Genomic DNA, 26,564 nt, shown 5'->3' with positions numbered 1-26,564 from the left:
GGAGTACCCGGTGGCCTGTGCACACGCCCTGAAGGACCAACACACATGCGCATAGGAGAACAACGCGCCCCCGGCTTCTGGCCCTTGGCGACCGTATTCGCCCTCTTCGTGCTGTTCCTCTACGGCCCGATGATCACGATCTTCATCCTGAGCTTCCAGGGTCCCGAAGGCGGCCTCACCTTTCCACTGCGTGGCGTCTCGCTGCACTGGTTCTACAAGCTGGCCGAAGGCCTGGGCACAGTCGACATCGGCGCGGCCTTCAGACGTTCGCTCGCACTGGGCGCGGTGGTAATGGGCTTCACCGTGGTGCTCTCTGTGCTGGCCGGCCTCGCGTTCCGCAAGAAGCTCGCGGGCAGCAACGCGCTGTTCTTCGTCACCGTGGCGAGCCTCATCATGCCGTCGATCATCATTTCGCTCGGCATCGGCCTGCAGTTCCGGCTCATCGACACTGGGGTCAAGAGCCTGCTCGAGGCCATGGACGCCACCACGCTGCTCGAAGGCTACGGCACTGCGCTCGGCCTGTTCAGCTCCGCCCTCGGCGCCCACCTGACGTGGACCCTGCCCTTCGGGCTGCTCATCATGTTCGCGGTGTTCAACCGCTTCAACCCGGCCTACGAGGAAGCCGCGCGCGACCTCGGCGCCACGCCCTGGCAAACCTTCCGGCATGTGGTGCTGCCACTGATCGGCCCGTCCATCGTCGGTATCGGCATGTTCGGCTTCACGCTGTCATGGGATGAGATCGCCCGCACCTCGCAGGCCATCGGCGACGTCAACACGCTGCCGCTCGAACTGCAGGGCCTGACCTCGACCGTCACGACGCCTTCGATTTATGCACTCGGCACGGTGACCACCGTCGTTTCCCTGCTCGTGATGGCCGTGGCGCTGGGCACTGCCGCGCTGCTGCGCCGGCGCGCGGTTCGGCCGCGCTGACACCAAAATTCGCGCAAAGGCGGGAAAGCCACGAAGGCCGCCTACCCCGTTCGGTCGACGTGAGAGTTCTCCTACAGCCGCCTAAAATCGCGCGCAACAATTCACAAGCGAGAGAGGCGGGCATGCTCGACATCGAGAAACTCAACGAATTCACCCAGACCCACGGCGAACTCCGCCGCGGCCAGGGCCTTGTCACGGGAACCATTGCGCTCAGCCTGGCCATCCTGTGCTTCCTGGGCGTGCTGGCGTTCCACTTTCCGCAGTACCTCACGACGCCGGAGTTGCGCAAGAGCTACAACGTCGACGTGATGCGCTTCATCCTGCTGGCGGCCATGGTCGTTTCGGGCGGGCTGGCGCTGGTGAACATCATCTTCAACCGCTCGCGCTGGCTGTCTTCGGCCGCGTTCCTGCTGGTGGCCGCGGCGGCGCTGCTGGGCGGGCACAAGGTGCCGGTGAACGACTTTGCCGACAACACGCCCTACATCGGCCTGGACTGGTTCATCCTCGACCTGCTGGGCTCGTCGCTGATCTTCATCTTCATCGAAAAGCTCTTCGCGCTGCGCAAGGACCAGCCGGTGTTCCGCGCCGAGTGGCAGACTGACTTTCACCACTTCGTGGTGAACCACATGATCGTGGGCTTCGTGCTGCTGGCCACCAACCTGATGGTGCACAAGTTCTTCGGCTGGGCGGCCAATGACGGCATTCGCGGCTGGGTGGGCAACCTGCCGTTCTGGGCCGGGCTGCTGCTGATCGTCCTGGTGGCCGACCTGGTGCAGTACTGGACCCACCGCGCCTATCACGAGGTGCCGGTGCTGTGGCGCCTGCATGCGGTGCACCACAGCGTGAAGAGCATGGACTGGATGGCGGGCTCGCGCCAGCACATCCTCGAGCTGTTGATCACGCGCACGCTGGTGCTCGCGCCAATCTACGTGTTCGGCTTTTCCAAGGAAGTGATCGACGCCTACATCGTGGTGGTGGGCTTCCAGGCGGTGTTCAACCACTGCAACGTGAGCGTGCGGCTCGGGCCGCTGCGCTACATCATCGTGACGCCCAACTTCCACCACTGGCACCACAGCCAGGACGTCGAGGCGCTCGACAAGAACTATTCGGCGCACTACGCCTTTCTCGACTATCTCTTTGGCACCGCAGTGAAGAGCACCAAGCTCTGGCCCGAGAAGTACGGCGTGCTCGGCGACTATGTGCCCAACGGCTTCTTCAAGCAGTTGAAGTTTCCTTTCATCTGGAAGGGATGATGCGGCGCCATCTCCGCTCGGCGGCGCTCGGCGCTGCCGCGATGCTGCTGCTCTCTGCCTGCGCCACCCGCGTCGACCTGCCGTCGAAAGACGCGGGCCTGCGGCTGCGGGTACAGAGCTCGGTCATCGCCCCCGGCAATGGCGGCGAGCTGATCGCCGCCGATGCGCTGCAGCCCGGCGACATCCTCTTGACCTCCATCGCCACAGTCAATTCCTTCGGCATCCGGCTGGGCACCTTCTCGCCCGTGAGCCATGCGGTGCTGTACCTGGGCGACGGCCTGATCGCCGAGGCGGTGGGCAGCGGCGTGCGCGCGCGTCCGCTGGCCGACGTGGTGGACGAAGAACAAATGGTGGTGGCCTTTCGCGTGCCCGGGCTCGATCCGGCAGGCGCCGCCAAGCTGCGCACCTGGGCCAACTCGCAGGTGGGCATCCGCTACAACACCACCGGCGTGCTGCTGAATGCGCCCTTCGTGCTGAACCGGCGCCTGTGCGAGCTGCCGCTGATTCCCTCGGCCGTCAGCCACTACTGCATCAGCGGCATGGCCATGGTGCAGCTGGGCGCGAGCCGCGACGACCAGTTCTTCTGCTCGCAATTCGTGCTCGAGGCCTATAGGCGGGCCGGCCTGCCGATCACCGACGCCGACCCGCGCTGGGTGAGCCCGGCCGACCTGCTGCACATGCGCGAGGGCGACGTGCCCTCGATTGCCGCCACGCAGCCGCTGCGCTACGTGGGCCACCTCAAATACAACCCGCCGCCCCTGCTGGCGGCCGACGGACCCTGACTGATTTGAGCGCGCCTTTTCGATTCGATGTCGTTGTGGTCGGCGCCGGTGCCGCAGGCCTGTTCTGCGCCGCGCTGGCCGGCCAGCGCGGGCTCAAGGTGCTGCTGGTCGACCACAGCGAGAAGGTGGCGGAAAAGATCCGCATCTCGGGTGGCGGCCGCGCCAACTTCACCAACCGCGACCTCGACGTGCGCGCGCCGCAGCGCCACTTCATCGGCGAGAACCCGAATTTCTGCCGCTCGGCCCTGTCGCGTTATGCGCCGCAGCAGTTCATCGAGCTGGTGCAGAAGCACGGCATCGCCTTTCACGAGAAGCACAAGGGGCAGCTGTTCTGCGACGGTTCCTCGCAGCAGATCATCGACATGCTGCTGGCGGAATGCGACGCGGGCAATGTCACGCGCTGGCAGCCGTGCAAGCTCGGAAAACTCGTGTTCTCGGGGTCCGGCAATGACGGAACGGGCCCAGGCAGCTACAAGATCGATAGCAGCAAGGGCATGATCGAAACGCCCAAGCTCGTGGTTGCGACGGGCGGCCTGTCGATCCCGCAGATCGGCGCCAGCGATTTCGGCTACCGCCTGGCCGAACAGTTCGGCCTGCGCGTCGTCACGCCCCGCCCGGCCCTGGTGCCGCTGACCTTCGGCGGCGAGGCCTGGGCGCCGTATGCCGAACTGGCCGGGCTGGCGCTGCCGGTGCGCATCGAAACCGGTGCCAAGAAGGAAAAGATGACCTTCCTCGAAGACCTGCTGTTCACCCACCGCGGCCTTTCGGGCCCGGCCGTGCTGCAGATTTCGAGCTACTGGAAACCCGGAACGCCGTTGACGCTCGACTTCGCGCCCGGCGTGGACGTGGCCGAGGCCCTGGGCGACGCCAAGCTCCGCTCCAGAAAGCGCATTGCCAACGAACTGGCCATGCTGGTGCCCTCCCGGCTGGCGGACGCCTGGGTCGGGCAGGATCCGGCCCTGCAGCGGCCCGTCAACGAGGCCGCCGACAAGGCCCTGGCCGCCCTGGCCGAGCGCATCGCCCGCTGGCAGATCACCCCCAGCGGCACCGAGGGCTACAAGAAGGCCGAGGTCACGGCAGGCGGCATCGACACCCGTGATTTGTCCTCGCAGACCATGGAATCGAAGCAGCCGGGCCTGTATTTCATCGGCGAAGTGGTCGACGTGACGGGTTGGCTGGGCGGATACAACTTCCAATGGGCCTGGGCGAGCGCACATGCGTGTGCAACCGCGCTATAATCGCGGGCTAACTTTGGCCTCCCCTCAACGGCCGCAAAAATTTTTCAGTTGAGGAACCCCGGCTTGGGGCCTCGATCTCCCCGAGCCAAATTCAGTTCAACGATTCATCAATGACCACCATTCGCGTTAAAGAAAACGAGCCTTTCGACGTCGCCCTGCGCCGCTTCAAGCGCACCATCGAAAAGCTCGGCCTGCTGACCGACCTGCGCGCCCGCGAGTTCTACGAAAAGCCGACCGCCGAGCGCAAGCGCAAGAAGGCAGCCGCCGTCAAGCGCCACTACAAGCGCGTGCGCAGCATGCAGCTCCCCAAGAAGCTGTACTGATGCCCGTTGGCAACAGGATCGCCGGCCTTTGACGCAAGTCGGCCCAGCGATCCGATTGCTGCCTCAGCCGCGCCAGGGAAACCTGCCGCGGCTTTTGTTTTTTTCGAACCAGGAGCCCCGAGCATGAGCCTCAAGGAACAGATCACCGAAGACATGAAGACCGCGATGCGCGCCAAGGACTCGGAGCGCCTCGGCACCATTCGCCTGCTGCTGGCAGCCCTGAAGCAGAAGGAAGTCGACGAGCGCGTCGAGCTCGACGACGCCATGGTCGTCGCCATCGTCGACAAGATGGTCAAGCAGCGCAAGGACTCCATCGCGGCGTTCACGACCGGCGGACGCGCCGACCTGGCCGACAAGGAAGCGGCCGAGATCAAGGTGCTCGAGGTCTACCTGCCACAGCGCATGGGCGCCGACGAAGTGGCCGCCGAAGTGAAGGCCATCGTGGCCGAACTGGGCGCCAAGGGCCCTGGCGACATGGGCAAGGTGATGGGCGCGGTCAAGACCCGCCTCGCGGGTAAGGCCGACATGGGCCAGGTGAGCGCGGCAGTCAAGGCGGCCCTCGCGAGCGCCTGATGGCGAGCGACGGCGGCTGCGCCACCACGATCCCGAAGGCTTGCGCCTGCCTGGTCGACCGCCGCGGCCGGTTGCTGGTGTTCCGGCATCCCGGCGACGGGAACATGCAGCTGCCCAAGGGCACCATCGAGCCCGGCGAATCGCCCGAGGTGGCGGTACGCCGCGAGCTGCTCGAGGAATCCGGCATCGACCATGTCGGTGAACTGCAGCCGCTCGGCACCCTGGAGCGCGACTGCGAGGCCGGCGCCGAAGGCCATACGCTGCGCCATCCGCAGCTTTGGCACGTTTTCCTGATACGTGCCGACGCACCGCTGCCCGAAACCTTCGAGCATGTGGCCATGGGCAGCCCCGAGGAAGACGGCCTGGTGTTTTCGTTCAGTTGGCTCGCGCCCGACGACGGCATCGAGAACTTCGCCCTGCCCTACAGGCAGGCCATCGCACGCGTTCGCGCGGCCCTGCTCGCCGGCTGAGGATCGCCGGGATTCCGGCTCACCTGGTTCAGGCCAGCGCGTGCGCCACCATGTAGAACCCCAAGAGCGCCAACCCGGCCAGAAAGCAACGCCGGAATACCGCCACCGACAAGCGCTGGCGCAACCACGTTCCCAGCACCATGCCGGCGAGCGCCGGCAGCAGCATCGCCACCGACCCGCCGACCGCCGAAGCGGGATAGCTGCCGTTGCCCGCCAGCCCGATGGCCAGTACCACGGTCGAGGTGGTGAACGAAATACCCATCGCCTGGATCAGCGCATCGCGCCGGAAACCCAGGGCCTGCAGATAGGGCACGGCCGGCACCACGAACACGCCGGTCACGGCCGTGACCAAACCCGTCGCGGCGCCCACCAGCGGCCCCAGCCAGCGCTCGTGCGCCGCAGGCACATGCAGTTGGCGCCCCGTGAGCCCCCAGAACGCATAGGCCACCAGCGCCGCACCGAGCGCCACCGAGGCCCAGGCGCCTGCCGGCACCCCGAGCCACAGTGCGCCGCCCAGGGTGCCCACCACGATGCCCGCCTGCATGCCGCCGATCCGCCGCAGCACCGGCCAGAAGGTCGCACGCGGCCCGGTCTGCCACAGGTTGGTGACCAGCGAGGGTGCGATCAGCAATGCGGCCGCGCGCACCGGCGGCATCCACAGCGCGAGCAGCGCCATCGACACCGTCGGCAGCCCGAGCCCGACCACGCCCTTGATCACCCCGGCCAGGAGAAATACCGCGGCGGCTGCGGCCCAGTGGCCTGTTGCCAGTTCGTTCGAGATCGTCATTGCGGCGCAGTCTGCCGGCCTGTGCCGAGGCTGAAAATGAGGCATTCGCGCAGCCAGCCTCAGGCACAGGCTGAGGCTCCCGTGCTACCTTGCGGCCTCATCATGCGATTCGACCTCACAGACCTGCGGCTCTTCCTCCACGTCGTGGAGGCCGGGAGCCTGACCGCCGGCGCACAGCGCTCGCACATGACGCTCGCCTCGGCCAGCCAGCGCGTGCGCGGCATGGAAGACGCCCTTGGCAGCCCGCTGCTCACGCGGCACGCGCAGGGCGTGCGTCCCACCGAGGCCGGCCGCACGCTGCTGCACCATGCGCGTGTCGTGCTGCAGCAGATGGAACGCATGCGCGGCGAGCTCGGCGAATACGGCCAGGGCCTCAAGGGCCACGTGCGCTTCATGTGCGGCACCTCGGCGCTGAACGAGCACCTGCCCGAGGTGCTGAGCCGCTTCCTTGCGCAGCATCCGCGCATCTCGGTCGATCTCGAGGAACGGCCGAGCCCGCAATCGGTCGATGCGCTGCGGGACGGGCTGTGCGACATCGGCATCGTCTCGGACGCGGTCGGCACCGAGGGCCTCGAATGCCACCCCTTCCGCCGCGACGATCTGGTGCTCGTGATGCCGCGCGGCCATGCGCTGGCGGGGCGCCGGCGCGTGCGGCTGGCCGAGGTGGCCGACAGCGAATTCGTCGGCCTGACCGAGGACAGTGCGCTGCAGCAGCTGGTCACGCAGCATGCCCGTGCGCTCGGCAAGCAGTTGGCCTATCGCGTGCGCGTGCGCAACTTCGAGGCCGTGTGCGGCATGGTCGCGCACGGCATCGGCGTGGGCATCGTCCCGCAGACCGCGGCCGCGCGCTGCGCCCGCTCGATGAAGATTGCGCGTGCCAACCTCAGCGATGCGTGGGCCGAGCGCACGCTGATGGCCTGCGTGCGGTCTTCGGAAGAGCTGCCGCTCAACGCTCGGCGGATGCTCGAGCACTTGCTGGCGCCGCCCGAGAAGGCTGCGGCGAAGTAGCCTGAACGCGAAGCCGGCTGCGGCTCAGCGCCGCTGGAGTGCAAGCAGCTCTGCCATCTTCCGCAGCGCAGCCTCAGGCGTGGGTTCGATGTGGATCGAGCAGGCCAGCATCAGGTTCAGCGGCTGGCCGAAGTCTTCCACCGCAATGCCGCTGCCGGTCTCCCGCAGTACCCCGGCTGCATCGGGCGCGCACGGTATGAGGGACCGGGCGCGGTTTGCATAGCTGCCCGCGGGTACGCCGTAGGCCACGACGGGAATCTGCAGCGCCACTGCGGCGCCGACTTCGAACACCGTGCCTGAATCGGGCTCCAGGCCGCGGAAGCACGCGAGGTTGGCCACGACACCGTCGGCGCCGCGAAGACGCTGCATGTTGGCCTCGTAGATTCGCGTCTCCGGTGCTTCGGCACTCTGCTCCTCGTTGCCATCGGCCGGCAGCAAGGCCGCAAGCCCCAGCGCGTCGCAAGCCGCCGCGAGCCGCACGAAGTGGTCTTGGGCGTCGGGGCGGAAGACGTCCGGGCCCGCCAGATAGATTCGCGGACGCGGCGGGTTTTCTGGGTTTGGGGTCATGAAAGCGCATCTTAGATTTGACGACTCTCGGTTGTGCAGGTGCTGGCCCAAAAAATCGAACGGCTCTGGGTGTCGACCATGAACGGTCATTCCATCACGCAAGCGTGAATTTTCTCGCGAACGACCTCGTTTCCCCGCTGCTCCTCGCTGCTACAGTTTTTTTCGAATCGAGTGCACGTTCGAAAATCAACTGGTCAACAGAGAGGAAAAGTGTGATGAAGACCCCAATGGAGCGACTTGAAAAATGGCTGGAGGCAAATCTCCAGGAAGTGCACGCAGACTTGGCGCCAGGGTGCTCCGAAGCCGCCCTCGCGGAGTTCGAAAGTCTTGTGGGGTGTCCCTTTCCCGAGAGCCTGAAGGATCTTTACAGAGCCCATGATGGTCAACAAGGAGAGGCAAACACCGGGCCCTTCTACGGGCTGATCTTCCTGCCCATTGCGGACGCAAAGAAGCACTGGTCCGCTTGGAAGAAGATCGTTGAAGAGAGCTCGGCCGAGGACATGAAGGGCGCGAGCATGTTCTCCAAATCGGCGAAGGTTGGCGCCGTCAAGGAGGTCTACGCAAACAAATTCTGGATTCCGTTCGCATACGACTACGGAGGAAATCACCTCGGGGTTGACCTGGATCCTGGAGCAAGCGGAACGATCGGGCAAGTCATCAACTTCGGTCGAGATGAAGACGAGAAGTTCGTCGTTGGAAACTCCGTGGCAACGTTTCTCGAATGGATGGTCGATCAATTGGAGTCAGGCAACTCGAACATCCAGATCGAGGATGACGGAGGGCGAAGCTTCAATACGAAAACGCCCGAGAAATTTCACTTCCTGGACTCGATTACCGACCTCTTTGCCTCGCAGCGTCTCAACTGATGCTTTGTCTCACCGCTTCTTCGGCCCTGCCGCCCTGGCCAACCCGGCATCGGCCCGGCTGCGGAACTGCCGCGGCGTGACGCCGTTGTGCAGCCTGAAGCGGCGGCTGAAGTACACGGCGTCGCCGAAACCGCACTGCCGCGCGATGTCCGCGATGCGGGCGTTCGACGTGACCAGCAGCTCCTTCGCGCGCTCCAGGCGGCGTTCGGTGACGAGTTCGGTGAAGGTGCGGTGGGTCTGCTTCTTGAGCAGATGCGCGAGGTAGTTGGGCGAGAGCATGGCCGCCGCCGCGGCATCGTTGAGCGACATCTCCTCGCCCAGATGCTCGCGCACATAGCGCATCACGCGCTGCAGCGCGTCGCGGCCCGGACTGCGGCCGCTCTGCAGCGCGGCCTGTGCGAGAAGTTGCGCCTCGTGCCGGTCGCAGGCCAGCGCCATCAGCTGCAACAGAATGCCGCGAATCGCGCCCACGCTGCCGAAGCACCGCTCCCGGTTCAGCACGGCAAGCTCTTCGAGCCACCCGAGAATGCGCGCGAAGTCGGCGTCGCCGAAATGAAAATCGACGTACTCCTGGAACAGGAAGGGCGCGAGCTCGGGCTGGCGCAGGGCCGGCACCTCCTCGAGATCGAGCGCCTCGACCGCCAGCTCGGGCCAGAGAAAGCCCTGGTCGAAATTCACGATGGCATAGCGCGCACCCGGCGGATGCGGCACCACGTGCACCCGGTAGGGCAGCACGAAGCTCAAGTGCCCCGCGGTGAATGGGCGCACCGCGCCGCCGATTACCTGTTGCGAGCCGCCGTGGATGCTGACCTGGATCTGGAAATACTCGTGCCGATGCGGCCGCGCCAGCACGTCCCGCGCGCCTTCGAAGCGAATGTCGAAGTCGAGGTGGTTCGCGCGCTCCTGCATGCCGTAGAGGCGAAGGCTGGATTGAAGGGCCGACATGGCGCGATGGTAAGCCCTGGCCCAGGCGTCCCCGAGCGGCCGGCCCGGTGTTGCTTGCGTCCTGTTTTTGCGTAGATGCGTGCGGAAACGCCGCGGCAGCGCGCTCCAGAATGGCCCGGCTGGCTGCGGCCGGCTTTCATCGCTCACCAAAAAAACTCAGGAGACAAAGATCATGTCCAGTTCACGACGCGGCCTGCTGGCCGGCTCCGCCGCCATGGCGGCCGGCGCAGTTGCCGGTTGCGCCCTGCCGGCCGGCGCATCGCGCGCGCCGCAAACGCCTTTCGCAGTCACGCAAGCCACGGTTCCGATCGTCGGCAGCGAGCAGGCGTTTCCGGTGCGCCGCATCTACTGCATCGGCCGCAACTATGCGGCCCATGCGCGCGAGATGGGCTCCGACCCCACCCGCGAGCCGCCCTTCTTCTTTCAGAAGCCAACGGACGCGATCCAGGTCGTCACGCCCGGCACGGTGGCCGACCATCCGTACCCGCCGCTGACCAAGAACTACCACTACGAAGTGGAACTGGTCGTGGCCCTCGGCAAGGGCGGCCGCGACATCGCGCAGGCGGATGCGCTGGGGCTCGTCTACGGCTATTCGCTCGGCCTGGACATGACCCGGCGTGACCTGCAGCGCGAGATGGGCGACCAGAAAAAGCCCTGGGAAATCGGCAAGAGCTTCGACAAGTCGGCGCCGATCGGGCCGATCCATCCGGTGGCCAAGGTCGGCCACTACACCGACGGCGCCATCTGGCTCAAGGTAAATGGCCAGACGAAGCAGAACGCCACGCTCAAGCACATGATCTGGTCGGTAGCAGAGCAGATCAGCCGGCTGTCCCAGGCTTTCGAGCTGATGCCCGGCGACATCATCTACTCGGGCACGCCCGAGAACGTGGGGCCGGTGGTGCGCGGCGACCTGGTCGAGATCCACATCGACGGGCTGCCGAACCTTTCGGTCCGGATCGTCTGAGCGAGTCAGTGTGCTGGCAGACTTAGCTGCCGGCCACTTTCATGCGATTGATCAGGACCGACCCTGTGGTCTTGGCGCCGAAGGTGTAGGCATCGGCGCCAATGGCCTCGATGCCCATCAGCATGTCCTTCAGGTTGCCGGCAATGGTGATTTCATGCACCGGGAAGGCGATGCGGCCCTTCTCGACCCAGAAGCCGCTGGCGCCGCGCGAATAGTCGCCGGTCACGTAGTTCACGCCCTGCCCCATCAGCTCGATCACGAACAGGCCGGTGCCGAGCTTGGCGAGCATGGCGTCGAGGTCATCGCCCGGTTTGGTGAGGCGCGAACTCAGGATCAGGTTGTGCGAGCCGCCGGCATTGCCGGTGGTCTTCATGCCCAGCTTGCGCGCGGAATAGGTCGACAGAAAGTAGCCTTCGAGCCGGCCGGCATCCACCACCTTGCGCGCACGGGTCACCACGCCTTCGTCGTCGAACGGCGAGCTGCCCTTGCCGCGCATCACATGCGGATCTTCGGCCACGTCCACGTGCTTCGGCAGCACCGGCTTGCCGAGCGAATCGAGCAGGAAGGTGCTCTTGCGGTACAGCGCCCCGCCGCTCACGGCCTGCACCAGCCCGCCCAAGAGGCCCACGGCCAGCGGCGACTCGAACAGCACCGGGCATTCGGTGGTCTTGATCTTGCGCGACTTGAGCCGGCTCAGCGCCCGCTCGGCGGCGTAGCGGCCCACGGCCTGCGGGCTGGCCAGTTCGCCGGCAGAGCGCATCGAGCTGTACCAGGAGTCGCGCTGCATGTCGTCGCCCTTGCCGGCGATGGGCGCAACCGAAATCGAATGCCGCGAGCTGGCATAGCCGCCGCGAAAACCGTGCGTGTGGGCGCTGAAAAAGTGGCTCTGCTGGGCCGAGACGCCCGCGCCTTCGCTGTTGGTGATGCGCTTGTCGGTCGACAAGGCGGCCGCTTCGCATTCCAGCGCCAGCTTGGCGGCCTGCTCGCTCGTGACGTCCCAGGGGTGGAACAGGTCAAGTTCCGGGTGTTCCTTGGCAATGTCTTCCTCGTCCGGGAGGCCGCTGACCGGGTCTTCGGCCGTGAAACGGGCGATGTCGTAGGCGGCCTGCACCGTCTGGGCAATGGCGGCCTCGGAGAAGTCGGAAGTGCTGGCGTTGCCGCGGCGGTGGCCCACGTACACGGTGATGCCCAGCGACTTGTCGCGGTTGCGCTCGACGTTCTCGAGTTCGCCCTTGCGGACCGAGACGCTGAGGCCGCAGCCCTCGGAGGCCTCGGCGCCGGCATCGGTTGCACCGAGCTTTTTGGCGTGGGCCAGGGCCGAGTCGACCAGGTTTTCGAAGAAGGAGCGGCTGTAGGCGAAGCCGGAATCGGCGCGCGAGGAGGATGTCGTCATGTGGTGGCTATGATACTTGCGCCCCCCACATTCCGTTTTCCCTTCAGCTTCCCACTGCGCATTGCACGCGTTGCAACGCCGCACGGTGCGGCCCAGAATCCACCCCATGTCCCGCAAACCCAAAAAAGGCTATTTCGTCCGTGGCCAGTTCGTCGCCGAAGGCAGCGAACTCGACCTGGAGCTCAAGCGCGAGCTCAAGGGCACCGACGAAGCCAGCCGCACCGACCTCAAGCGCGAAAGCGACGAACTGCAAAAGCTCGGCACCGAACTGCTCGGCCTGCGCGCCGGCCTGTTCGACGCGCTCCCGCTCGACGAAAAACTGGTCGACGCAGTGGCCGAAGCCAAGCGCATTACCAATTTCGAGGGCAAGCGCCGCCAGATGCAGTTCATCGGCAAGCTGATGCGCAAACTGGAGCCCGAGGTGCTGGAAGCCGTGAAGCAGGCCCTGACCGAGCAGAACAGCGTGCCGGCGGCCGAAACCGCGGCGCTGCACGAAGCAGAACGCTGGCGCGACCGGCTGATTGCCGACGACGATGCGCTGGGCGGCTGGATCGAAACCCACCCCGCCACCGATTCGCAGCAGCTGCGCGCCCTGGTGCGCCAGGCCCGCAAGGACATGAAGACCGGCCCCGCCGGTGAGGCGCCGCGCCAGGGCAAGGCGTACCGCGAGATATTTCAGCTGGTGCGCGCGCAGTTGGCGGTGCATGGCGGCGCAGACCACGCTGCGGAGGCTGCCGCGCAGGACCGGGAAGAGGATGCATGAGCGCCGCGCCGGGCCGCCCCAAGCAAGCTCACTCCCGCTTGGCGGGAAGGCGCGCAGCGCCAAGGGTGCAGCAGTGAGCCACTTGTCTTTCTCCCTCCCCTTCCGGGGGAGGGCCGGGGTGGGGGCAAGCGGCGCATCCATCGGGCGCTCTGGCTGCCCCCATCCCAACCTTCCCCCGGAAGGGGAAGGAGCAAAACCATGAACACACCCGACCCGGTATGCATCGGCATCGTCTCCATCAGCGACCGCGCCTCCAGCGGCACCTACGAAGACAAGGGCCTGCCTTCGCTCCAGGAATGGCTTGGCCGCGCACTGAAAAACCCGATCGATTTCGAAGCGCGGCTCATTCCCGACGAAGCCGCTCTCATCAGCGCCACGCTGATCGAGCTGGTAAACGCCGGCTGCTCGCTGGTGCTGACCACCGGCGGCACCGGCCCGGCCCTGCGCGACGTGACGCCCGAGGCCACCCTTGCCGTGGCCCACAAGGAAATGCCCGGCTTCGGCGAGCAGATGCGACAGATCAGCCTGCGCTTCGTGCCCACCGCGATCCTTTCGCGCCAAGTGGCGGTGATCCGCGACAAGAGCCTGATCATCAACCTGCCGGGCCAGCCGAAGTCGATTGCGGAAACGCTCGAGGGGCTGAAGGATGCGGACGGCAAGCAGATCGTGCCCGGCATCTTTGCCGCCGTGCCGTACTGCATCGACCTGATCGGCGGGCCGTACCTGGAGACCGACGATACGGTCTGCAAAGCGTTCCGGCCGAAGTCGGCCATCCGGCCGCCGCGCTAGGCGGCCGCGGCGCGCTGCCGAACCCAGGCCTCGAAGCCGGTCGGCGCGAGGCGCGCGCCGGCAGCCGGCGTGAGCGAGCGGTCGTCGAGGTGCACGCCGAAGTAATCCGCGTTGGCATCGGCGACCACTTGCCGGGCGTCGCCTGTCGCGGCGAGATAGCGCCTCACTAGGTCGTCCAGCGGCACGGCCTCGGGGCCTGCGATCTCCACCCGCCCGCCGGCCGGCGGCTCATTCACGATTTCGGCCAGCGCGGCAGCAACGTCTTCCGCCGCAATTGGCTGCACCAAGGCATGCGACAGGCGAATCTCGCTGCCCGCGCCCCCCGCGTTGGCAATGCCGCCCAGGAACTCGAAGAACTGCGTCGCCTGCACGATCGTGTAGGGCACGGGCGAGGCCTCGATCAAGTCCTCCTGGGCCTGCTTGGCGCGGAAATAGCCACTGGCGAGCAGCCGGTCGGTGCCGACGACCGAGAGCGCAATGTGGTGGGCCACGCCGGCTTCGGCCTCGGCCGCGAGCAGGTTGCGGCCCGAGGTCTCGAAGAAGCGCAGCACGGCCTCGTCTTCGAACGACGGCGAGTTCGCCACATCGACGACAACCTGTGCGCCCGCCAGCGCCTCCTTCAATCCTTCGCCGGTGAGCGTGTTGACGCCTGTGGAGGGCGAGGCGGCGACGACTTCGTGGCCGGCATGGCGCAGCCGCGCGGCGAGCTTCGAGCCGATGAGGCCGGAGCCCCCGATGATGACGATCTTCATGGTTGATTCCTTGTGAAAAGGCAGTCCAGGGAACGCCCCCCGTGGACGTCCTTGCAAGCTAGACGTCCGGTGGGGATGGTTTGTGACAGCCCCTACGGCTTGGCGCGCGCGTGCGCTTCGGCCTCGGCCTCAGTCACAGGAGATGTTTTCTCGCGACCCATCACCAGATTGATGAGCGGACCCGTCATCGCAGTGGTGACGAGCGCCATCACCAGCAGCATGGTGAAGAGCTCGGGGCCGATCAGGCCCGCGTCCAGGCCGATCTTCATCACGATGAGTTCCATCAGCCCGCGCGCGTTCATCAGCGAACCGGTGGCAAAGCTGTCGCGCCAGCCGTAGCCCGCCATGCGCGCGCCAATGGCGCCGCCGGCCAGCTTGCCGATGGAGGCCACCGCGACGATCAGCAGCATGGCGCCAATGCTCGCGCCCGAGAAGGCATTGGAGGTGGTGCCGAGCCCCGCGAGCGCAAAGAACAACGGCATCAGCACGACGATGGAGATCGGCTCGATGCGCTGCGTGAGCGAGCTCAGCAAACGGTCGTCGCGCGGCAGGCAGGCACCGAACAGGAAGGCGCCAAACACCGCATGCAGATGCAGCCATTCGGTGGCCATGGCGCAGACCAGGAGGCCGATCATGAGCGAGGCCATCTCGGTGGTCGAGGGTTCGCCATCGGGCGCGCGTGTGCGCAGCAGCCACGCAAACGCCGGCTTCAATCCGAAGAACAGCACGGCCAGCAGAACGGCCACGCCGCCCGTCGTCTTGACGAGGCCCATGTAGCCCTCGCCCGCACCCGCCAACGCCACCACCAGCGCCAGCAGGATCCACGCGAACACATCGACCACGGCCGCGGCACCGAGCGACAGCTGCCCGAATGGCGTGCGCGTGAGCCCGCGGTCTTTCAGGATGCGCGCCATGACCGGAAAGGCCGTGATCGACAGCGCCGCGGCCATGAACAGCGCGAACGGCCAGAAGCCCACGCCGGCCGGCGCGAGCGCCGGATGCAGCGCCGGTGAAATCGCGATGCCCAGCACCATCGGCACGATGACGCTGAGGGCGCCGACGTAGCCCGCGGCCTTCAACTGCGCACGCACGCCCTGCGTGGAGCGCAGTTCCAGCCCCACCACGAACATGAAGAGCACCAGGCCGACGGTCGAGAGCGAAGACAGCCCTTCGAGGTGGCTCTTGGAGAACAGCTGCGCATGCAGCGATGGGAACAGCGCGCCCATGACCACCGGACCCAGCATGAGCCCCGCCGCCATTTCGCCCACCACGCTGGGCTGTCCAACGTGGCGCAGCACCCATCCGCAGATGCGCGCGGTGCTCAGGATGACGATGAGTTGCAGCAGGAGGGAAGTAGCGGACATGAAGTACCGGAAGGCGGTGTGGACGGCGAAGCCCCCGATGTTAGTTTTATTCGTGCGTCAGTCGCTTGCCACGCGCTTGGGCGTGCGCATCAGCCGCAGCCCGTTGGCGACGACCAGCAGGCTCGCTCCCATGTCCGCGAACACGGCCATCCACATGGTGGCGCTGCCGAAGACGGCAAGCACGAAGAACACGGCCTTGATGCCGAGCGCCAGCGTGATGTTCTGCCAAAGTACCGAATGCGCGCGGCGCGAGAGCCGGATCGTTTCGGGCACGCGCCGCAGGTCGTCGTTCATGATGACCACATCGGCCGCTTCCATGGCCGTGTCGGTACCGGCGCCGCCCATCGCAAAGCCGATGTCGGCCTGCGCGATCGCGGGTGCGTCGTTGATGCCATCGCCGGCCATCCCGGTCATGCCGTAGCGCTGCTGCAGCGCCTTGATCGCATCGAGCTTCTCCTCGGGCAGCAGATTACCGCGCACGTCGTCGATGCCCGCGTGCGTGCCGATCGCCTTGGCCGTGGCGGCGTTGTCGCCGGTCAGCATTACGGGCGTGACACCCAGCGCACGCAGTTCGGCCATGGCCGCCTGCGAAGAAGGCTTGATGGTGTCGGCCACCGCGAACAGCGCCAGCACCGCATGGCCGGAGGCCAGCAGGGTGACGGTGCGCCCTGCTTCCTCATGCCGCTTCAGCTCGGCTTCAAGCGCAGGGCTGCACAGTTTTTGTTCTTCCATGAGGCGATGGTTGCCCAGCACATAGCTGCGGCCTTCGTGCGTGGCTTGCACGCCGCGTCCGGGCAGGGCCGTGAACTCGCCGATCGGCCGAAGCTCGTGCTTTATTAAACCCGCGGCAATGGCCTTCGACACCGGGTGGTCGGAGCGATCCGCAATACTCGCGGCAATGGCAAAGATCTCGCCCTCATCCGCTGCGCTGTCGAGCAGGCTCGACTCGACCAGCTTCGGCTTGCCTTGGGTGATGGTGCCCGTCTTGTCGAGCGCGACGGCCTTGAGCTTGCGAGCCTCTTCGAGGTAGGTGCCCCCCTTGATCAGGATGCCGCGGCGTGCGGCCGAGGCCAGCGCGCTCACCACAGTGACGGGCGTCGAGATCACCAGCGCGCAGGGGCATGCAATGACCAGCAGCACCAGCGACTTGTAGACCGCCTCCATCCACGTCCAGCCCATGAGCCAGGGCGTGAGCACCGCCACGGCCACCGCCAGCACGAAGACCGCGGGCGTGTAGATGGCCGCGAAGCGATCGACGAAGCGCTGCGTGGGCGCGCGTGAACCTTGCGCTTCTTCGACCGCATGGATGATGCGAGCCAACGTGGTGTTGGCCGCCACCGCAGTGACGCGGAATTCCAGGGCGGCGGTCTGGTTGATGGTGCCTGCGAACACCGCGTCGCCCACTGACTTGTCGACCGGAATGCTCTCGCCCGTGACCGGCGCCTGATCGATGGCGCTCATGCCCTCCGTCACCACGCCATCGAGCGGCACACGCTCGCCCGGGCGGATGCGCACGGTGGCATCGAGTGCCACGGTGTCGGCCCTCACCGTGTTCCAGCGGCCGTCGGGCTGCCTGACCTCGGCCTGGTCTGGCGCCAATGCAAGCAGGCCCTGGATGGCATTGCGGGCGCGGTCGACGGCGCGTGCCTCGATCATTTCCGCAATGGCATAGAGCGCCATCACCATCGCGGCCTCGGGCCATTGGCCGATGAGGAAGGCGCCCGTCACGGCCACGGCCATCAGCGCGTTGATGTTCAAGCGGCCGCGCACCAATGCGGCAAAGCCCTTCTTGTAGGTGTCGAGCCCGGCCAGCGCGATGGCCGCGAGCGCCAAGGCCATCTCCAGCACTGTGAACGCCACTGCCTCCGGCGCGAGAAAGGAAACAGTCTCGGCCGCGATGGCCAGCACCAGCGCGCCGACCAGCCGCGTGAGTTCCGGTGTCATGAGGCGGGCGTCGCGCACCGTGCCAGCAGCGGACGGCGCATTGGCCGCGTTGTTCAGCGGCTCCGGCTTGAACCCGGCCTTGCGGATGGCCTCGAGTGCATCGGGCAACGCGGCATCTTCTGCGGTGATCGCCATCGTCCGTTCACCGAGCCGGAAACGCAGCCCGCTGATGCCACGCACCGGCTCGAGCGCGCGGCGGATCTCGGATTCCTCAACGGCGCAATCCATGGTGGGAATGCGGAAGAGCAAGGACCCCTTCGGAATGTCTGCGATATCGGTCGATGCGACCGCGGCCGTGCCGCAAGCGGAGTGGCCGCAGCAGGTGGTTTCTGCCGCTGCGTGCGGGTGAGCGTGCGCATGTGGCGCCACCGGTTTCAGAGCGTTCTCGTTATTCATGCGGACATTGGAAACCCTGAAGCAGGTGTAGAGTCAAATGCCGTATTCCCCACCTCGCTTCTTGCCGCATCATGAAAATCGGAGAACTGGCCAAGGTTGCGAACACACCGGTCGAAACCATCCGGTACTACGAGCGCGGGCAACTGCTGCCCGAGCCGGCGCGCACCGACGGCAACTACCGCATCTACGACGACGAGCATGCGCAGCGGCTGGGCTTTATCCGCCGCTGCCGTTCTTTGGACATGACGCTCGATGAGATCCGCAGCCTTCTGCGCTTTCGCGATGCGCCCGGCAAAGATTGCGGCGAGGTCAACCAGTTGCTGGACGACCACATCGGCCACGTGGCCGCGCGCATCTCGGAACTCAAGACGTTGGAGAAGCAGCTGAAGGCGCTGCGCCAGCAATGCTGCGCCCCGCAATCGGCGCAGAACTGCGGCATCCTGCAAGAGCTCGACACCGCCGCGCCGGCCACAGAGCCGTTTGGGCAGCACGCAGGCCACGTGCATGGCTCGCTGCACGCGGCCGCGAAACGATCGACCTGAAAAGCCCCGCTACTTGCCGATGAGCTGCGTGAGTTTCTCCGCCTCGAAGTTCTCGTCAAGCGCCGCATCGCAGGGCACGCAGTCCTTGGTACCGGGATGCGCGGACAGCTTCTCGATCGCTTGCCACAGCAGCGCGATCTGGTGTTCCTGGCTCGCGGCACTGTCGACGAGGCCGCGCATGGCCTGACTCAGCGGGTCGTCGTCCTGCGTGATGCCGTAGGCGGAGAACTTCTGCGGAGCGGCCACATCGGCGCTCTCGCCGGCCTTCGACGGGATGATGCGTGCGGGAATGCCCACCGCGGTCGCCCCTGCCGGCACCGGCTTGATGACCACCGCGTTGCTGCCGATCTTGGCGCCATCGCCGACGAGGAACCCGCCCAGCACCTTGGCGCCCGCGCTCACCACCACGTTGCGCCCCAGCGTCGGATGCCGCTTGGTGCCCTTGTAGAGCGAGGTGCCGCCCAGTGTCACGCCCTGGTAGATGGTGCAGCCGTCGCCGATCTCGGCGGTCTCGCCCACCACCACGCCCATGGCATGGTCGAAGAACACCCGCTCGCCGAGCTTGGCGGCCGGGTGGATCTCGATGCCCGTGAGCCAGCGAGCCCAGTGTGCGATGGCGCGTGCCGGCCACTTGAATCCGTGCGTCCAACATGCATGCGCCCAGCGGTGCAGCACCACGGCATGGAAGCCGGGGTAGACCGTGATCACTTCCCAGGCGCTGCGGGCGGCCGGGTCGCGTTCGAGGATGCACCGGATGTCGGCGCGGATTCGAGAAAACATCGCTGCCTTTGTTGTCGTTATATCGATAGGGCCGGGCAGTCTAAGGCGCGGGGTCTTCGCGTACGTTCGTTGGGGTTTTAGCCGCGTCCGCCATGGCCTTGGCGATGCCGCGGAGGATGTGAATTTCCTCCGGCGTGGGCTGGGCGCGGTTGAAAAGCTGCTGCAGCCGGGGCATCAGCTTCTTGGGCGCCTGGGGGTCGAGAAAACCGATGTCCACCAGCGACCGTTCCCAGTGGTCGAGCATGCCGGCCACGGCCTTTGCATCGGCCGCCTGCACCGGCGCCGTGGCGTCGCGCACCTCGTAGCCGCCCAGGGCCAGCCGCCATTCATAGGCAATCACCTGGATGGCGGCGCCGAGGTTCAGGGAGCCGAACTTCGGATCCGTCGGAATGCTCAGCGCCACGTTGCAGCGGTAGACGTCTTCGTTGCGCATGCCGAAACGCTCGGAGCCGAAGAGGAAGGCCACGTGCTGGTCGCCCTGCTTTACAAGCGGCTCCAGGTGCTCGCGCGGGGTGCGCGTGGGTGGGCCGAAGTCGCGCGGGATCATGGCGGTGGCGCACAGGTGGGTGATGCCGTCGAGCGCTTCGTCGAGCGTTTCAACGATGCGGGCGTTGTTCAGAACGTCCAGTGCGCCGCTCGCGCGCTGGATGGTTTCTTCCCGCCGCAGCACGTTGGCCCAGCGCGGTGCCACCAGCACCAGGTCGTCGAAACCCATGGTCTTCATGGCCCGGGCGGCGGCGCCCACATTGCCGGCATGGCTGGTCTGGATCAGGATAAAACGGGTGCGCATGGAGGGATTGGAGACACAAAGCGGGCGGAGCCGGTAAAATGCCCGATTCTCGCCGCCCGCATCGCCGGGCCGCTCATCGGGGCGCCAGCCGCTCCTTCCGCCGTTCTTCTCACAATCCAATGTCGTCCCCCAACCTGCATCCCATGCTCAATGTGGCCGTCAAGGCCGCACGCGCCGCCGGCGCGATCATCAACCGCGCCGCCCTCGACGTCGAGGCCGTGCGCATCTCGCAAAAGCAGGTCAACGACTTCGTCACCGAAGTCGATCACGCCAGCGAGCAGGTCATCATCGAAACGCTGCTTGGCGCGTATCCGGGGCACGGCATCCTGGCCGAAGAATCGGGCACCCAGCATGGCGCCAAGGATTCGGACTACGTCTGGATCATCGATCCGCTCGACGGCACCACCAACTTCATCCACGGCTTTCCGGTCTACTGCGTGTCCATCGCGCTGTCGGTGCGCGGCAAGATCGAGCAGGCGGTCATCTACGACCCGAGCCGCAACGACCTCTTCACCGCCACCAAGGGCCGCGGCGCTTACATGAACGAGCGCCGCATCCGCGTTTCCAAGCGCACCCGGCTCAGCGAATGCCTGGTGTCCACCGGCTTCCCGTTCCGCAGCGGCGACAACTTCAAGCAGTACCTGGCCATCATGGCCGACATGATGCCCCGCATGGCCGGCCTGCGCCGCCCCGGCGCGGCAGCGCTCGACCTGGCCTACGTGGCGGCCGGCTTTACCGACGCCTTCTTCGAGACGGGCCTCAACCCCTGGGACGTGGCCGCGGGTTCGCTGCTGGTGACCGAGGCCGGCGGCCTGATCGGCAACTTCACGGGTGAGCCCGACTTTCTCGAACAGCGCGAATGCCTGGCCGGTGCGCCGCGCATCTACGGCCAAATGGTGCCGCTGCTCGCCAAGTATTCGAAATTTGCCGGCATCGACGACAAGATGCGCGCCAGCGACCGCGTGCGCGCCGTGTCCGCCGCCGCGCGGCCCGGCGCCGATGAATCGGTCGACCTGTATGCCCGCAGCACCGTCACCGAGCTGACGGCCGCCCCGCTCGACGGCGAGGCGCCCGCGCCGGCTGCCGCACCGGCGGCCCCGGTGTCGCGCAAGCTCACGCGCATTCGCCGCGATGCGCCTGCCGACGGCAGCCCTTCCGAAGGCGACGTTTCCGCCAAGTGATGCAGGGGCCACGTGCCGCGCTCCGGATTCGTGCGGCGCTGCGCATCGCGCTGAGCCAGTACGTCGCCAGCGGGCTCACCGTCGCGCTCGGCCTGCTGGTCATCTCGGCCGGCGCGCACCTGTGGCTCGGCGCCATCGCTGCGGCGTCGGCCGCGGTGGGCGTGATCGTCACTGCCCCACCGGACCTGCCCGGCCCGCGCCGCGGCAAGTTCTTCCAGATGCTGCCGGCCCCGCTGATCGGGCTGCCGCTCTTCTTTCTGGTGCAGCTGCTGCACACCGCGCCCATCCGCCTTGGGCTGGTGCTGGTGCCCGCCACCTTTGTCGCCTTCCTGGCCATGGCGTGGGGCAAGCGCGGCATCCCCATTGCCATCGCGGTGATGTTCTCGATGATTTTCTCGATGGCCACGCCCACGCCCAGCGGCATGGCCGAGGCGCTCGAACGCACCTGGCACTTTGGCCTGGGTGCCGGGCTCTACGTGATCTGGGCCACTCTGGCCAACCATGCGCTCAACACGCGCTTTCGGGTGCAGTCGGTTTCGGACGTGCTGTATTCGTTGGCCGCGCTGATGCGCACCGAAGCCAGCCAGTTCACCCCGCGCGACGACACCAGCGACATCCGCGAAACCCCCGCGCCGTTGCTGGGCCAATTGCTGCGCGAACAGGCCGCGCTGGCCGACCAGTTGCAGGCCACGCGCGACATCGTGCTGGAGTCGCCGCGCACGCCGCGCCGACAGCGGCTGGCGGCCATGCTGGTGATCGTGCTCGAAATGCGCGACCAGCTGCTCGCGAGCGAGCTCGATCTGGATGCGCTCAAGAGCCATCCCGCGCATGCCGAAGCGCTGATCGAAATGCGCCGCGTGCTCGAAGAGCTGGCCGACGAAACCACGGCCCTCGGCGACGCGCTGCTGATGGGCCGCCAGCCCGAAGCGGTGGCCGACCGGCGGCCGCGGCTCGCGTCGATCCATCTTTCGGGCGAGAACGACGGTGCGAACCATGGTATGCCCGGCCCCAATGCCGCCATGCTCGCGCGCGGCCTTGCGAGCCGCATCGGCCACATCAACGACGAGGTGCTGCGCCTGTCGGCCATGGCGCGCGGCGACGCCGAGCCCAACCTTGCGGTGGTGCGCGCCAACTGGCAGATGTTCGTGAGCCCCACCGATTGGTCGCTGCGGCCCTTTCTCACGCTGTGGCGCTGGGACGCACCGCCGCTGCGCCATGCCATTCGCGCGGCACTGGCCATTGCGGCGGGCTACACCATTGCGGTGTCGCTGCCCTGGGGTTCGCACGACTACTGGATCTTGCTGACCATCGTGGTGGTGCTGCGCGGCAGCCTCTCGCAAACGCTGGAGCGGCGCAACAGCCGCGTGGCCGGCACCTTGCTGGGCAGCGTGCTCGCGGTGGGCCTGCTCTCCGCGCATCCGTCACCCTTGCTGCTGCTGGCCATCGTCACGGTGTCGCAAGCCATTGCCCACAGCTTTGCGGTGCGGCGCTACCTCATCACTGCGGTGGCGGCCACCGTGCTGGGCCTCGTGCAAGCGCACATGCTCAACACCGGCGCCGCGCCCATCTTTGCGCTGTTCGAACGCATTGCCGACACGCTGATCGGCGCCGCGCTGGCCTGGGGCTTCTGCTACGTGCTGCCCTCGTGGGAGCGTGGGCAGATTCCGGCGCTGGTGGCCCGCACGCTCACTGCGCAGGCACGGCATGCACGCCTTGCACTGGGCCTGGGCCAACTGAAGGCCGTCGACAGCAGCCCCGAGCTCGAATGGCGGCTGGCGCGCCGCGAGGCCTACGACAGCCTCTCGGCGCTGGTGCAGGCCACGCAGCGCTCCCTTTCGGAGCCGCGCGCGGTGCAGCCGCCGCTCGAACCGCTCGAGCACCTGCAGGCCCACAGCTACCAGTTGCTGGCGCAGCTGAGCGCGGTCAAGTCGATGCTCGTGCTGCGGCGCGACCGGCTCACGCCCGCAGACATCGAAGGACCGCTGGAGCGCACGGTGCAGCGCATCGACGCTGCCATCGGCACCGCGCCGACCACCGGCCCCTCGCTGCCCGAAAGCCCCGGCTCCACCACCGTGGGAGGCCCGATTCCCCTGCCCGACCCATTCGAGAACGACGTGAGCCCCTGGCTGCTGCGCCGCCTCGACCTGGCCACGGCACTTGCCACGCAGCTGCGCGACGACGCGGCGCGCATTCTTCAACCCCTGGACGAGACAACAGAGACTACTGCGACCGCCACCGCTCAATGACTGAAGAGATCCTTGCCCACCCCTGGTTCGGCACATGGCTCGCAGCCTTTGTCGGCATTCCGGTCGCGCTGTTGATCCACCGCGTGGGCGGCCTCGTGTTGATGCGGGTTACGCGCCCGACGCCCGCGCTGCATGCGATGGTGGTCAACTGCAAGGCGGTGGCGCGGCTGGTGCTGCCGCTGGTCGCGCTGCTGCTGGTGTTTCAGGCCGCGCCCGACAACCTGCGCTTCATCGGCAGCGTGAGGCATTTCAACGGCTTGCTGCTGATCGGTGCCACCACCTGGCTGCTGGTCAAAGCCATCAACGGCTTTGCCGACGGCGTGCTGGCGCAGCACCCGCATGACGTCGAAGACAACCTGCATGCGCGCCGCGTGCTCACGCAGACGCGCGTGCTGGCGCGCACCGCCATGACGATGGTGCTGGTGGCCGGCGGCGCGATGATGCTCATGACCTTTCCGGGCGCGCGCCAGGTCGGCGCCAGCCTGCTGGCCTCGGCGGGCGTGATCGGCATCGTGGCGGGCCTCGCGGCCAAGCCGGTGTTCAGCAATTTGATTGCGGGCCTGCAGATTGCGCTGGCCCAGCCCATCCGCATGGACGACGTGCTGGTGGTCGAGGGCGAATGGGGCCGCGTGGAGGAGATCACCGGCACCTTTGTGGTGGTGAAGATCTGGGACGACCGGCGGCTGATCTTGCCGCTCAGCTATTTCATCGAGAAGCCGTTCCAGAACTGGACCCGCAAGTCGTCGCAGCTGCTGGGCGCGGTCTTCGTCTACGTTGACTACGGCATGCCGGTGGCGCCACTGCGCGCAGAGGTGGAACGCATCGTGAAGGCTGCGCCCGAGTGGGACCGCCGCTTCTTCAACCTCCAGGTGACCGACGCCACCGAGCGCAGCATGCAGATTCGCGTGCTGTGCACGGCTGGCAATTCGAGCCTTGCCTTCGATCTGCGATGCAAGGTGCGCGAGGGGCTCATCGACTTCATGCAGCGGGAGTACCCGCAGTTCCTGCCGAAGATGCGCATCGAGGGCGATGCAATGCAGCCTTCTCGCGAGGACCGCCCGTCGGATCAGGGCGCCGCGCTGCCGCGCTGACCTGCTGCAGGGCGGCTGCGCCGGATGGGTGGGAGCCGCAGGTAGGTAACCGCCCGCAGCAGCCACTCCACCGGACCATAGGCAAAGCGGCCCATCCACCACGCGCTGAACAGCAGGTTGCCCGCGAAGATCGCCAGCGCCACGCCGAATGTCGCCAGCGGCCCGAGGGTGCCGATCAACCGCAGGCCATAAGCGAGAAAGATCCACGCGCACACCAGCGATTGCAGCAGGTAGTTTGTCAACGCCATGCGACCTGCCGGCGCAAGCGCCCGCGCCAGCACGCGGCCGCGCCCGGTCTGGAACACGAGCAGCATGCCGGCCGCATACGCGGCCGACAGAAATGGTGCGGTCAGCAGCGTGATCGACAGGTCCTGGAGCTCGCGCACCGCGTCGTTCAGATGGAGGGTTGGAAGCGCGTAGGCCAGCGCACCCGGCAAGCCGATGGCCAGGCCCCACCACAGCACCCGCCACAACAGGCGGCGATGCGCTTCGACGTGCGCAAGAAGCCCGCGCTTGCCGGCGATGAACCCCGCAAAGAACACCGCGAGCGCCTCCGGCGCCTGCACCAGCGCTGTGACCCACCAGGTCTGCGAAAGATCGCGCACATGCTGCACGATCACCGACAAAGGCGTGGCGCGGTAAGCGGCCAGTGCCGCGGCGGCGTCGGCGTAGGCCGCCTGCACGGCCATTTGCATGTCCAGCTGCGTATATCTGCTGCCCACGCCGGCCCACAACAATGCGGTGAGCAGCACCAGCCCGACGGCCGCGCACGCCAGGAACACGTCCCCGCGCCGCCGCAGCATGAGCAGCACGGCGCCCAGCACCGCATACGCCATGAGGATGTCGCCGTAATAAAGCAGCACGGCATGCGCCACCCCAATGGCCCACAGCCCGAAGAGCCGCCGCACCATGCGCGGCGCGAAGGGCTTGCCGTCGCGCTCCGCCGCGCGCATCTGCAGCGTGAAGCTGTAGCCGAAGAGAAACGAGAACAGCAGGTAGAACTTGGTCTCGAACGCAAAGGCGCGCATGAACGAGGCGATGCGGTCGGCCAGCGACATGGCCAGCGGATCGGGAATGCCCAGGGCGTAATAGGTCGAGGCAAAGCTCGCGATGTTGACCACCAGAATGCCCAGCAGCGCAAAGCCGCGCAACGCGTCGACCATCTGCTGGCGCTCGTTCGATGGGCTGGGGTCCGGCGCGGAGAGATGCGTCGTCATGCGGGCTTTCCAGGCTTGGGAGTTGGCTCTGCGCCGCGCCGCCCGCGATCGGCCTTGGGCAGCACGGCCTCTTGCACCATGCGGTCAGCCCGCGCTTGCAGGCGATGCAGGAATTCGTCGAGGCGCGCCGCGTCTTGCTTGCCCAGAGCACCCATCAGCTCGGCATTGATCTGGGTGACTAGCGGAAAAAGCTCTTCATACAGCGCGTGCCCCGCCTCGGTGAGGCCCAGCAGCACCTGCCGCCGGTCGCCCGCGCGCGCCACGCGCGAAACCAGCTGCTTTTGCACCAGCGAGCCGACCGCCTTCGAGGTGCGGGCGCGGTCGAGTTGCGCATGTTCGGCCAGCTGGGAGGAGCCCAGCTGGCCCCGGCTCGCCAGCACCGCGATCAGCCGCCATTCGCGCCGCGTGATGCCAAAGCGCCCCTCGCACAGCCGGATCACCATGCCGCCCGCCACCCCGACCAGGCGCGACAGCCGGTAGAGCAGCAGGTCGTCCAAAGGGCGGCGTGGCGCGGTCATCGGGGTTAGTCCGGGGGATGGTTGATTAGATCAATCGACTGTAGCGTCTCTACAGTCGTTCGAGATCGAACGCACGTACGCCTAGAACCCGG

27 protein-coding genes are annotated in these 26,564 nt (G+C 66.8%); 16 read left to right on the top strand and 11 right to left on the bottom strand.

Translation table 11 applies throughout. From position 1 onward, the window contains the following. Positions 1–45 precede the first annotated feature (45 nt). The 7 genes from J2X92_RS15575 to J2X92_RS15545 all read left to right on the top strand — a co-directional run bounded on the left by J2X92_RS15575 (position 46) and on the right by J2X92_RS15545 (position 5,569). The gene (locus tag J2X92_RS15575) at positions 46–930 is read left to right on the top strand and encodes an ABC transporter permease (RefSeq protein WP_307576864.1); all 885 of its coding nucleotides are present in this window, start codon (positions 46–48) and stop codon (positions 928–930) included. A gap of 122 nt (positions 931–1,052) precedes the next feature. Beyond that, complete coding sequence (locus J2X92_RS15570) at positions 1,053–2,183, top strand: sterol desaturase family protein (protein WP_307576863.1); 1,131 nt, start codon at positions 1,053–1,055, stop codon at positions 2,181–2,183. Further along, positions 2,180–2,965 carry a YaeF family permuted papain-like enzyme gene (locus tag J2X92_RS15565; RefSeq protein WP_307576862.1) on the top strand — a complete coding sequence of 262 codons (786 nt, stop codon included), beginning with the start codon at positions 2,180–2,182 and terminating at the stop codon, positions 2,963–2,965. The genes J2X92_RS15570 and J2X92_RS15565 overlap by 4 nt, the downstream gene beginning before the upstream one ends. 5 nt (positions 2,966–2,970) lie before the next feature. Next, positions 2,971–4,203, top strand: coding sequence for an NAD(P)/FAD-dependent oxidoreductase (locus tag J2X92_RS15560; RefSeq protein WP_307576861.1), 1,233 nt, complete (start codon positions 2,971–2,973; stop codon positions 4,201–4,203). Positions 4,204–4,313: 110 nt separating this feature from the next. After that, positions 4,314–4,526, top strand: a complete 213-nt coding sequence (gene rpsU, locus J2X92_RS15555) for a 30S ribosomal protein S21 (protein WP_007833691.1) — start codon at positions 4,314–4,316, stop codon at positions 4,524–4,526. A gap of 123 nt (positions 4,527–4,649) precedes the next feature. Next, complete coding sequence (locus J2X92_RS15550) at positions 4,650–5,099, top strand: GatB/YqeY domain-containing protein (protein ID WP_055798861.1); 450 nt, start codon at positions 4,650–4,652, stop codon at positions 5,097–5,099. Then, positions 5,099–5,569 carry an NUDIX domain-containing protein gene (locus J2X92_RS15545; RefSeq protein WP_307576860.1) on the top strand — a complete coding sequence of 157 codons (471 nt, stop codon included), beginning with the start codon at positions 5,099–5,101 and terminating at the stop codon, positions 5,567–5,569. Before J2X92_RS15550 ends, J2X92_RS15545 begins: the two co-directional genes overlap by 1 nt. Before the next feature lie 28 nt (positions 5,570–5,597). On the opposite strand, the gene J2X92_RS15540 is transcribed toward J2X92_RS15545, so the two are convergent. Next, positions 5,598–6,356 carry a sulfite exporter TauE/SafE family protein gene (locus J2X92_RS15540; RefSeq protein ID WP_307576859.1) on the bottom strand — a complete coding sequence of 253 codons (759 nt, stop codon included), beginning with the start codon at positions 6,354–6,356 and terminating at the stop codon, positions 5,598–5,600. Positions 6,357–6,458: 102 nt separating this feature from the next. Between J2X92_RS15540 and J2X92_RS15535 the strand changes: the two genes are divergently transcribed. Further along, a complete protein-coding gene (locus tag J2X92_RS15535; protein WP_307576858.1) occupies positions 6,459–7,364 on the top strand; it encodes a LysR family transcriptional regulator in 906 nt (301 codons plus the stop codon). Positions 7,365–7,388: 24 nt separating this feature from the next. On the opposite strand, the gene J2X92_RS15530 is transcribed toward J2X92_RS15535, so the two are convergent. Further along, entirely contained in the window at positions 7,389–7,931 is a 543-nt protein-coding gene (locus tag J2X92_RS15530; protein ID WP_307576857.1) for a nucleoside 2-deoxyribosyltransferase, read from the bottom strand. Between the two features lie 215 nt (positions 7,932–8,146). Here J2X92_RS15530 and J2X92_RS15525 point away from each other — a divergent pair, with 215 nt between their 5' ends. Next, on the top strand, positions 8,147–8,797 hold the full coding sequence (locus J2X92_RS15525; RefSeq protein ID WP_307576856.1) for an SMI1/KNR4 family protein: 651 nt from the start codon (positions 8,147–8,149) through the stop codon (positions 8,795–8,797). Between the two features lie 9 nt (positions 8,798–8,806). Here J2X92_RS15525 and J2X92_RS15520 read toward each other — a convergent pair whose 3' ends face one another. Beyond that, the gene (locus tag J2X92_RS15520; protein ID WP_307576922.1) at positions 8,807–9,706 is read right to left on the bottom strand and encodes a helix-turn-helix transcriptional regulator; all 900 of its coding nucleotides are present in this window, start codon (positions 9,704–9,706) and stop codon (positions 8,807–8,809) included. A 208-nt stretch (positions 9,707–9,914) separates the two neighbouring features. Here J2X92_RS15520 and J2X92_RS15515 point away from each other — a divergent pair, with 208 nt between their 5' ends. Next, a complete protein-coding gene (locus J2X92_RS15515) occupies positions 9,915–10,706 on the top strand; it encodes a fumarylacetoacetate hydrolase family protein (RefSeq protein ID WP_307576855.1) in 792 nt (263 codons plus the stop codon). A gap of 22 nt (positions 10,707–10,728) precedes the next feature. Here the strand turns inward: J2X92_RS15515 and pmbA are convergent, their stop codons facing one another. Further along, positions 10,729–12,099, bottom strand: a complete 1,371-nt coding sequence (gene pmbA / locus J2X92_RS15510) for a metalloprotease PmbA (RefSeq protein WP_307576854.1) — start codon at positions 12,097–12,099, stop codon at positions 10,729–10,731. Positions 12,100–12,205: 106 nt separating this feature from the next. Between pmbA and yjgA the strand changes: the two genes are divergently transcribed. Beyond that, positions 12,206–12,862, top strand: coding sequence for a ribosome biogenesis factor YjgA (gene yjgA / locus J2X92_RS15505; protein WP_307576853.1), 657 nt, complete (start codon positions 12,206–12,208; stop codon positions 12,860–12,862). A 198-nt stretch (positions 12,863–13,060) separates the two neighbouring features. Further along, a complete protein-coding gene (gene mog / locus J2X92_RS15500) occupies positions 13,061–13,651 on the top strand; it encodes a molybdopterin adenylyltransferase (protein WP_307576852.1) in 591 nt (196 codons plus the stop codon). Here the strand turns inward: mog and J2X92_RS15495 are convergent. The 3 genes from J2X92_RS15495 to J2X92_RS15485 all read right to left on the bottom strand — a co-directional run bounded on the left by J2X92_RS15495 (position 13,648) and on the right by J2X92_RS15485 (position 18,107). Beyond that, complete coding sequence (locus J2X92_RS15495; RefSeq protein ID WP_307576851.1) at positions 13,648–14,403, bottom strand: SDR family oxidoreductase; 756 nt, start codon at positions 14,401–14,403, stop codon at positions 13,648–13,650. The two genes, mog and J2X92_RS15495, sit on opposite strands and share 4 nt — an antisense overlap. Positions 14,404–14,495: 92 nt before the next feature. After that, entirely contained in the window at positions 14,496–15,767 is a 1,272-nt protein-coding gene (locus tag J2X92_RS15490; protein WP_307576850.1) for a cation:proton antiporter, read from the bottom strand. Between the two features lie 57 nt (positions 15,768–15,824). After that, a complete protein-coding gene (locus J2X92_RS15485) occupies positions 15,825–18,107 on the bottom strand; it encodes a heavy metal translocating P-type ATPase (protein WP_307576849.1) in 2,283 nt (760 codons plus the stop codon). Between the two features lie 71 nt (positions 18,108–18,178). On the opposite strand from J2X92_RS15485, the gene cadR reads away from it, so the two are divergent. Then, the gene (gene cadR / locus J2X92_RS15480) at positions 18,179–18,649 is read left to right on the top strand and encodes a Cd(II)/Pb(II)-responsive transcriptional regulator (protein WP_307576848.1); all 471 of its coding nucleotides are present in this window, start codon (positions 18,179–18,181) and stop codon (positions 18,647–18,649) included. 9 nt (positions 18,650–18,658) lie between these two features. On the opposite strand, the gene cysE is transcribed toward cadR, so the two are convergent. Both cysE and J2X92_RS15470 read right to left on the bottom strand, forming a co-directional pair. Beyond that, on the bottom strand, positions 18,659–19,450 hold the full coding sequence (cysE, locus tag J2X92_RS15475; RefSeq protein WP_307576921.1) for a serine O-acetyltransferase: 792 nt from the start codon (positions 19,448–19,450) through the stop codon (positions 18,659–18,661). Between the two features lie 19 nt (positions 19,451–19,469). Beyond that, positions 19,470–20,219 carry an RNA methyltransferase gene (locus J2X92_RS15470; RefSeq protein ID WP_307576847.1) on the bottom strand — a complete coding sequence of 250 codons (750 nt, stop codon included), beginning with the start codon at positions 20,217–20,219 and terminating at the stop codon, positions 19,470–19,472. Positions 20,220–20,338: 119 nt separating this feature from the next. Between J2X92_RS15470 and J2X92_RS15465 the strand changes: the two genes are divergently transcribed. Genes J2X92_RS15465 through J2X92_RS15455 form a run of 3 tightly spaced genes read left to right on the top strand, consistent with a single transcriptional unit; the run spans position 20,339 to position 24,737 of the window. Then, the gene (locus J2X92_RS15465) at positions 20,339–21,400 is read left to right on the top strand and encodes an inositol monophosphatase family protein (RefSeq protein WP_307576846.1); all 1,062 of its coding nucleotides are present in this window, start codon (positions 20,339–20,341) and stop codon (positions 21,398–21,400) included. Further along, the gene (locus tag J2X92_RS15460; protein ID WP_307576845.1) at positions 21,400–23,646 is read left to right on the top strand and encodes an FUSC family protein; all 2,247 of its coding nucleotides are present in this window, start codon (positions 21,400–21,402) and stop codon (positions 23,644–23,646) included. The genes J2X92_RS15465 and J2X92_RS15460 overlap by 1 nt, the downstream gene beginning before the upstream one ends. Next, positions 23,643–24,737, top strand: coding sequence for a mechanosensitive ion channel family protein (locus J2X92_RS15455; RefSeq protein WP_307576844.1), 1,095 nt, complete (start codon positions 23,643–23,645; stop codon positions 24,735–24,737). Before J2X92_RS15460 ends, J2X92_RS15455 begins: the two co-directional genes overlap by 4 nt. Here J2X92_RS15455 and J2X92_RS15450 read toward each other — a convergent pair. Further along, positions 24,713–25,954 carry a DUF418 domain-containing protein gene (locus tag J2X92_RS15450; protein WP_307576843.1) on the bottom strand — a complete coding sequence of 414 codons (1,242 nt, stop codon included), beginning with the start codon at positions 25,952–25,954 and terminating at the stop codon, positions 24,713–24,715. The two genes, J2X92_RS15455 and J2X92_RS15450, sit on opposite strands and share 25 nt — an antisense overlap. Continuing rightward, positions 25,951–26,472, bottom strand: coding sequence for a MarR family winged helix-turn-helix transcriptional regulator (locus tag J2X92_RS15445; protein WP_307576842.1), 522 nt, complete (start codon positions 26,470–26,472; stop codon positions 25,951–25,953). The genes J2X92_RS15450 and J2X92_RS15445 overlap by 4 nt, the downstream gene beginning before the upstream one ends. Positions 26,473–26,564: the final 92 nt, after the last annotated feature.

It is taken from the genome of Variovorax paradoxus (assembly GCF_030811855.1).
Classification (GTDB): domain Bacteria; phylum Pseudomonadota; class Gammaproteobacteria; order Burkholderiales; family Burkholderiaceae_C; genus Variovorax; species Variovorax paradoxus_L.
This window is presented reverse-complemented; position numbering and strand designations above follow the sequence as displayed.

Coding starts and splice junctions, on each gene's coding strand:
- J2X92_RS15575 (WP_307576864.1), top strand. CDS start 46: ATGCGCATAGGAGAACAACGCGCCCCCGGCTTCTGGCCCTTGGCGACC.
- J2X92_RS15570 (WP_307576863.1), top strand. CDS start 1,053: ATGCTCGACATCGAGAAACTCAACGAATTCACCCAGACCCACGGCGAA.
- J2X92_RS15565 (WP_307576862.1), top strand. CDS start 2,180: ATGATGCGGCGCCATCTCCGCTCGGCGGCGCTCGGCGCTGCCGCGATG.
- rpsU (WP_007833691.1), top strand. CDS start 4,314: ATGACCACCATTCGCGTTAAAGAAAACGAGCCTTTCGACGTCGCCCTG.
- J2X92_RS15550 (WP_055798861.1), top strand. CDS start 4,650: ATGAGCCTCAAGGAACAGATCACCGAAGACATGAAGACCGCGATGCGC.
- J2X92_RS15545 (WP_307576860.1), top strand. CDS start 5,099: ATGGCGAGCGACGGCGGCTGCGCCACCACGATCCCGAAGGCTTGCGCC.
- J2X92_RS15540 (WP_307576859.1), bottom strand. CDS start 6,356: ATGACGATCTCGAACGAACTGGCAACAGGCCACTGGGCCGCAGCCGCC.
- J2X92_RS15535 (WP_307576858.1), top strand. CDS start 6,459: ATGCGATTCGACCTCACAGACCTGCGGCTCTTCCTCCACGTCGTGGAG.
- J2X92_RS15530 (WP_307576857.1), bottom strand. CDS start 7,931: ATGACCCCAAACCCAGAAAACCCGCCGCGTCCGCGAATCTATCTGGCG.
- J2X92_RS15525 (WP_307576856.1), top strand. CDS start 8,147: ATGAAGACCCCAATGGAGCGACTTGAAAAATGGCTGGAGGCAAATCTC.
- J2X92_RS15520 (WP_307576922.1), bottom strand. CDS start 9,706: ATGCAGGAGCGCGCGAACCACCTCGACTTCGACATTCGCTTCGAAGGC.
- J2X92_RS15515 (WP_307576855.1), top strand. CDS start 9,915: ATGTCCAGTTCACGACGCGGCCTGCTGGCCGGCTCCGCCGCCATGGCG.
- pmbA (WP_307576854.1), bottom strand. CDS start 12,099: ATGACGACATCCTCCTCGCGCGCCGATTCCGGCTTCGCCTACAGCCGC.
- yjgA (WP_307576853.1), top strand. CDS start 12,206: ATGTCCCGCAAACCCAAAAAAGGCTATTTCGTCCGTGGCCAGTTCGTC.
- mog (WP_307576852.1), top strand. CDS start 13,061: ATGAACACACCCGACCCGGTATGCATCGGCATCGTCTCCATCAGCGAC.
- J2X92_RS15495 (WP_307576851.1), bottom strand. CDS start 14,403: ATGAAGATCGTCATCATCGGGGGCTCCGGCCTCATCGGCTCGAAGCTC.
- J2X92_RS15490 (WP_307576850.1), bottom strand. CDS start 15,767: ATGTCCGCTACTTCCCTCCTGCTGCAACTCATCGTCATCCTGAGCACC.
- J2X92_RS15485 (WP_307576849.1), bottom strand. CDS start 18,107: ATGAATAACGAGAACGCTCTGAAACCGGTGGCGCCACATGCGCACGCT.
- cadR (WP_307576848.1), top strand. CDS start 18,179: ATGAAAATCGGAGAACTGGCCAAGGTTGCGAACACACCGGTCGAAACC.
- J2X92_RS15470 (WP_307576847.1), bottom strand. CDS start 20,219: ATGCGCACCCGTTTTATCCTGATCCAGACCAGCCATGCCGGCAATGTG.
- J2X92_RS15465 (WP_307576846.1), top strand. CDS start 20,339: ATGTCGTCCCCCAACCTGCATCCCATGCTCAATGTGGCCGTCAAGGCC.
- J2X92_RS15460 (WP_307576845.1), top strand. CDS start 21,400: ATGCAGGGGCCACGTGCCGCGCTCCGGATTCGTGCGGCGCTGCGCATC.
- J2X92_RS15455 (WP_307576844.1), top strand. CDS start 23,643: ATGACTGAAGAGATCCTTGCCCACCCCTGGTTCGGCACATGGCTCGCA.
- J2X92_RS15450 (WP_307576843.1), bottom strand. CDS start 25,954: ATGACGACGCATCTCTCCGCGCCGGACCCCAGCCCATCGAACGAGCGC.
- J2X92_RS15445 (WP_307576842.1), bottom strand. CDS start 26,472: ATGACCGCGCCACGCCGCCCTTTGGACGACCTGCTGCTCTACCGGCTG.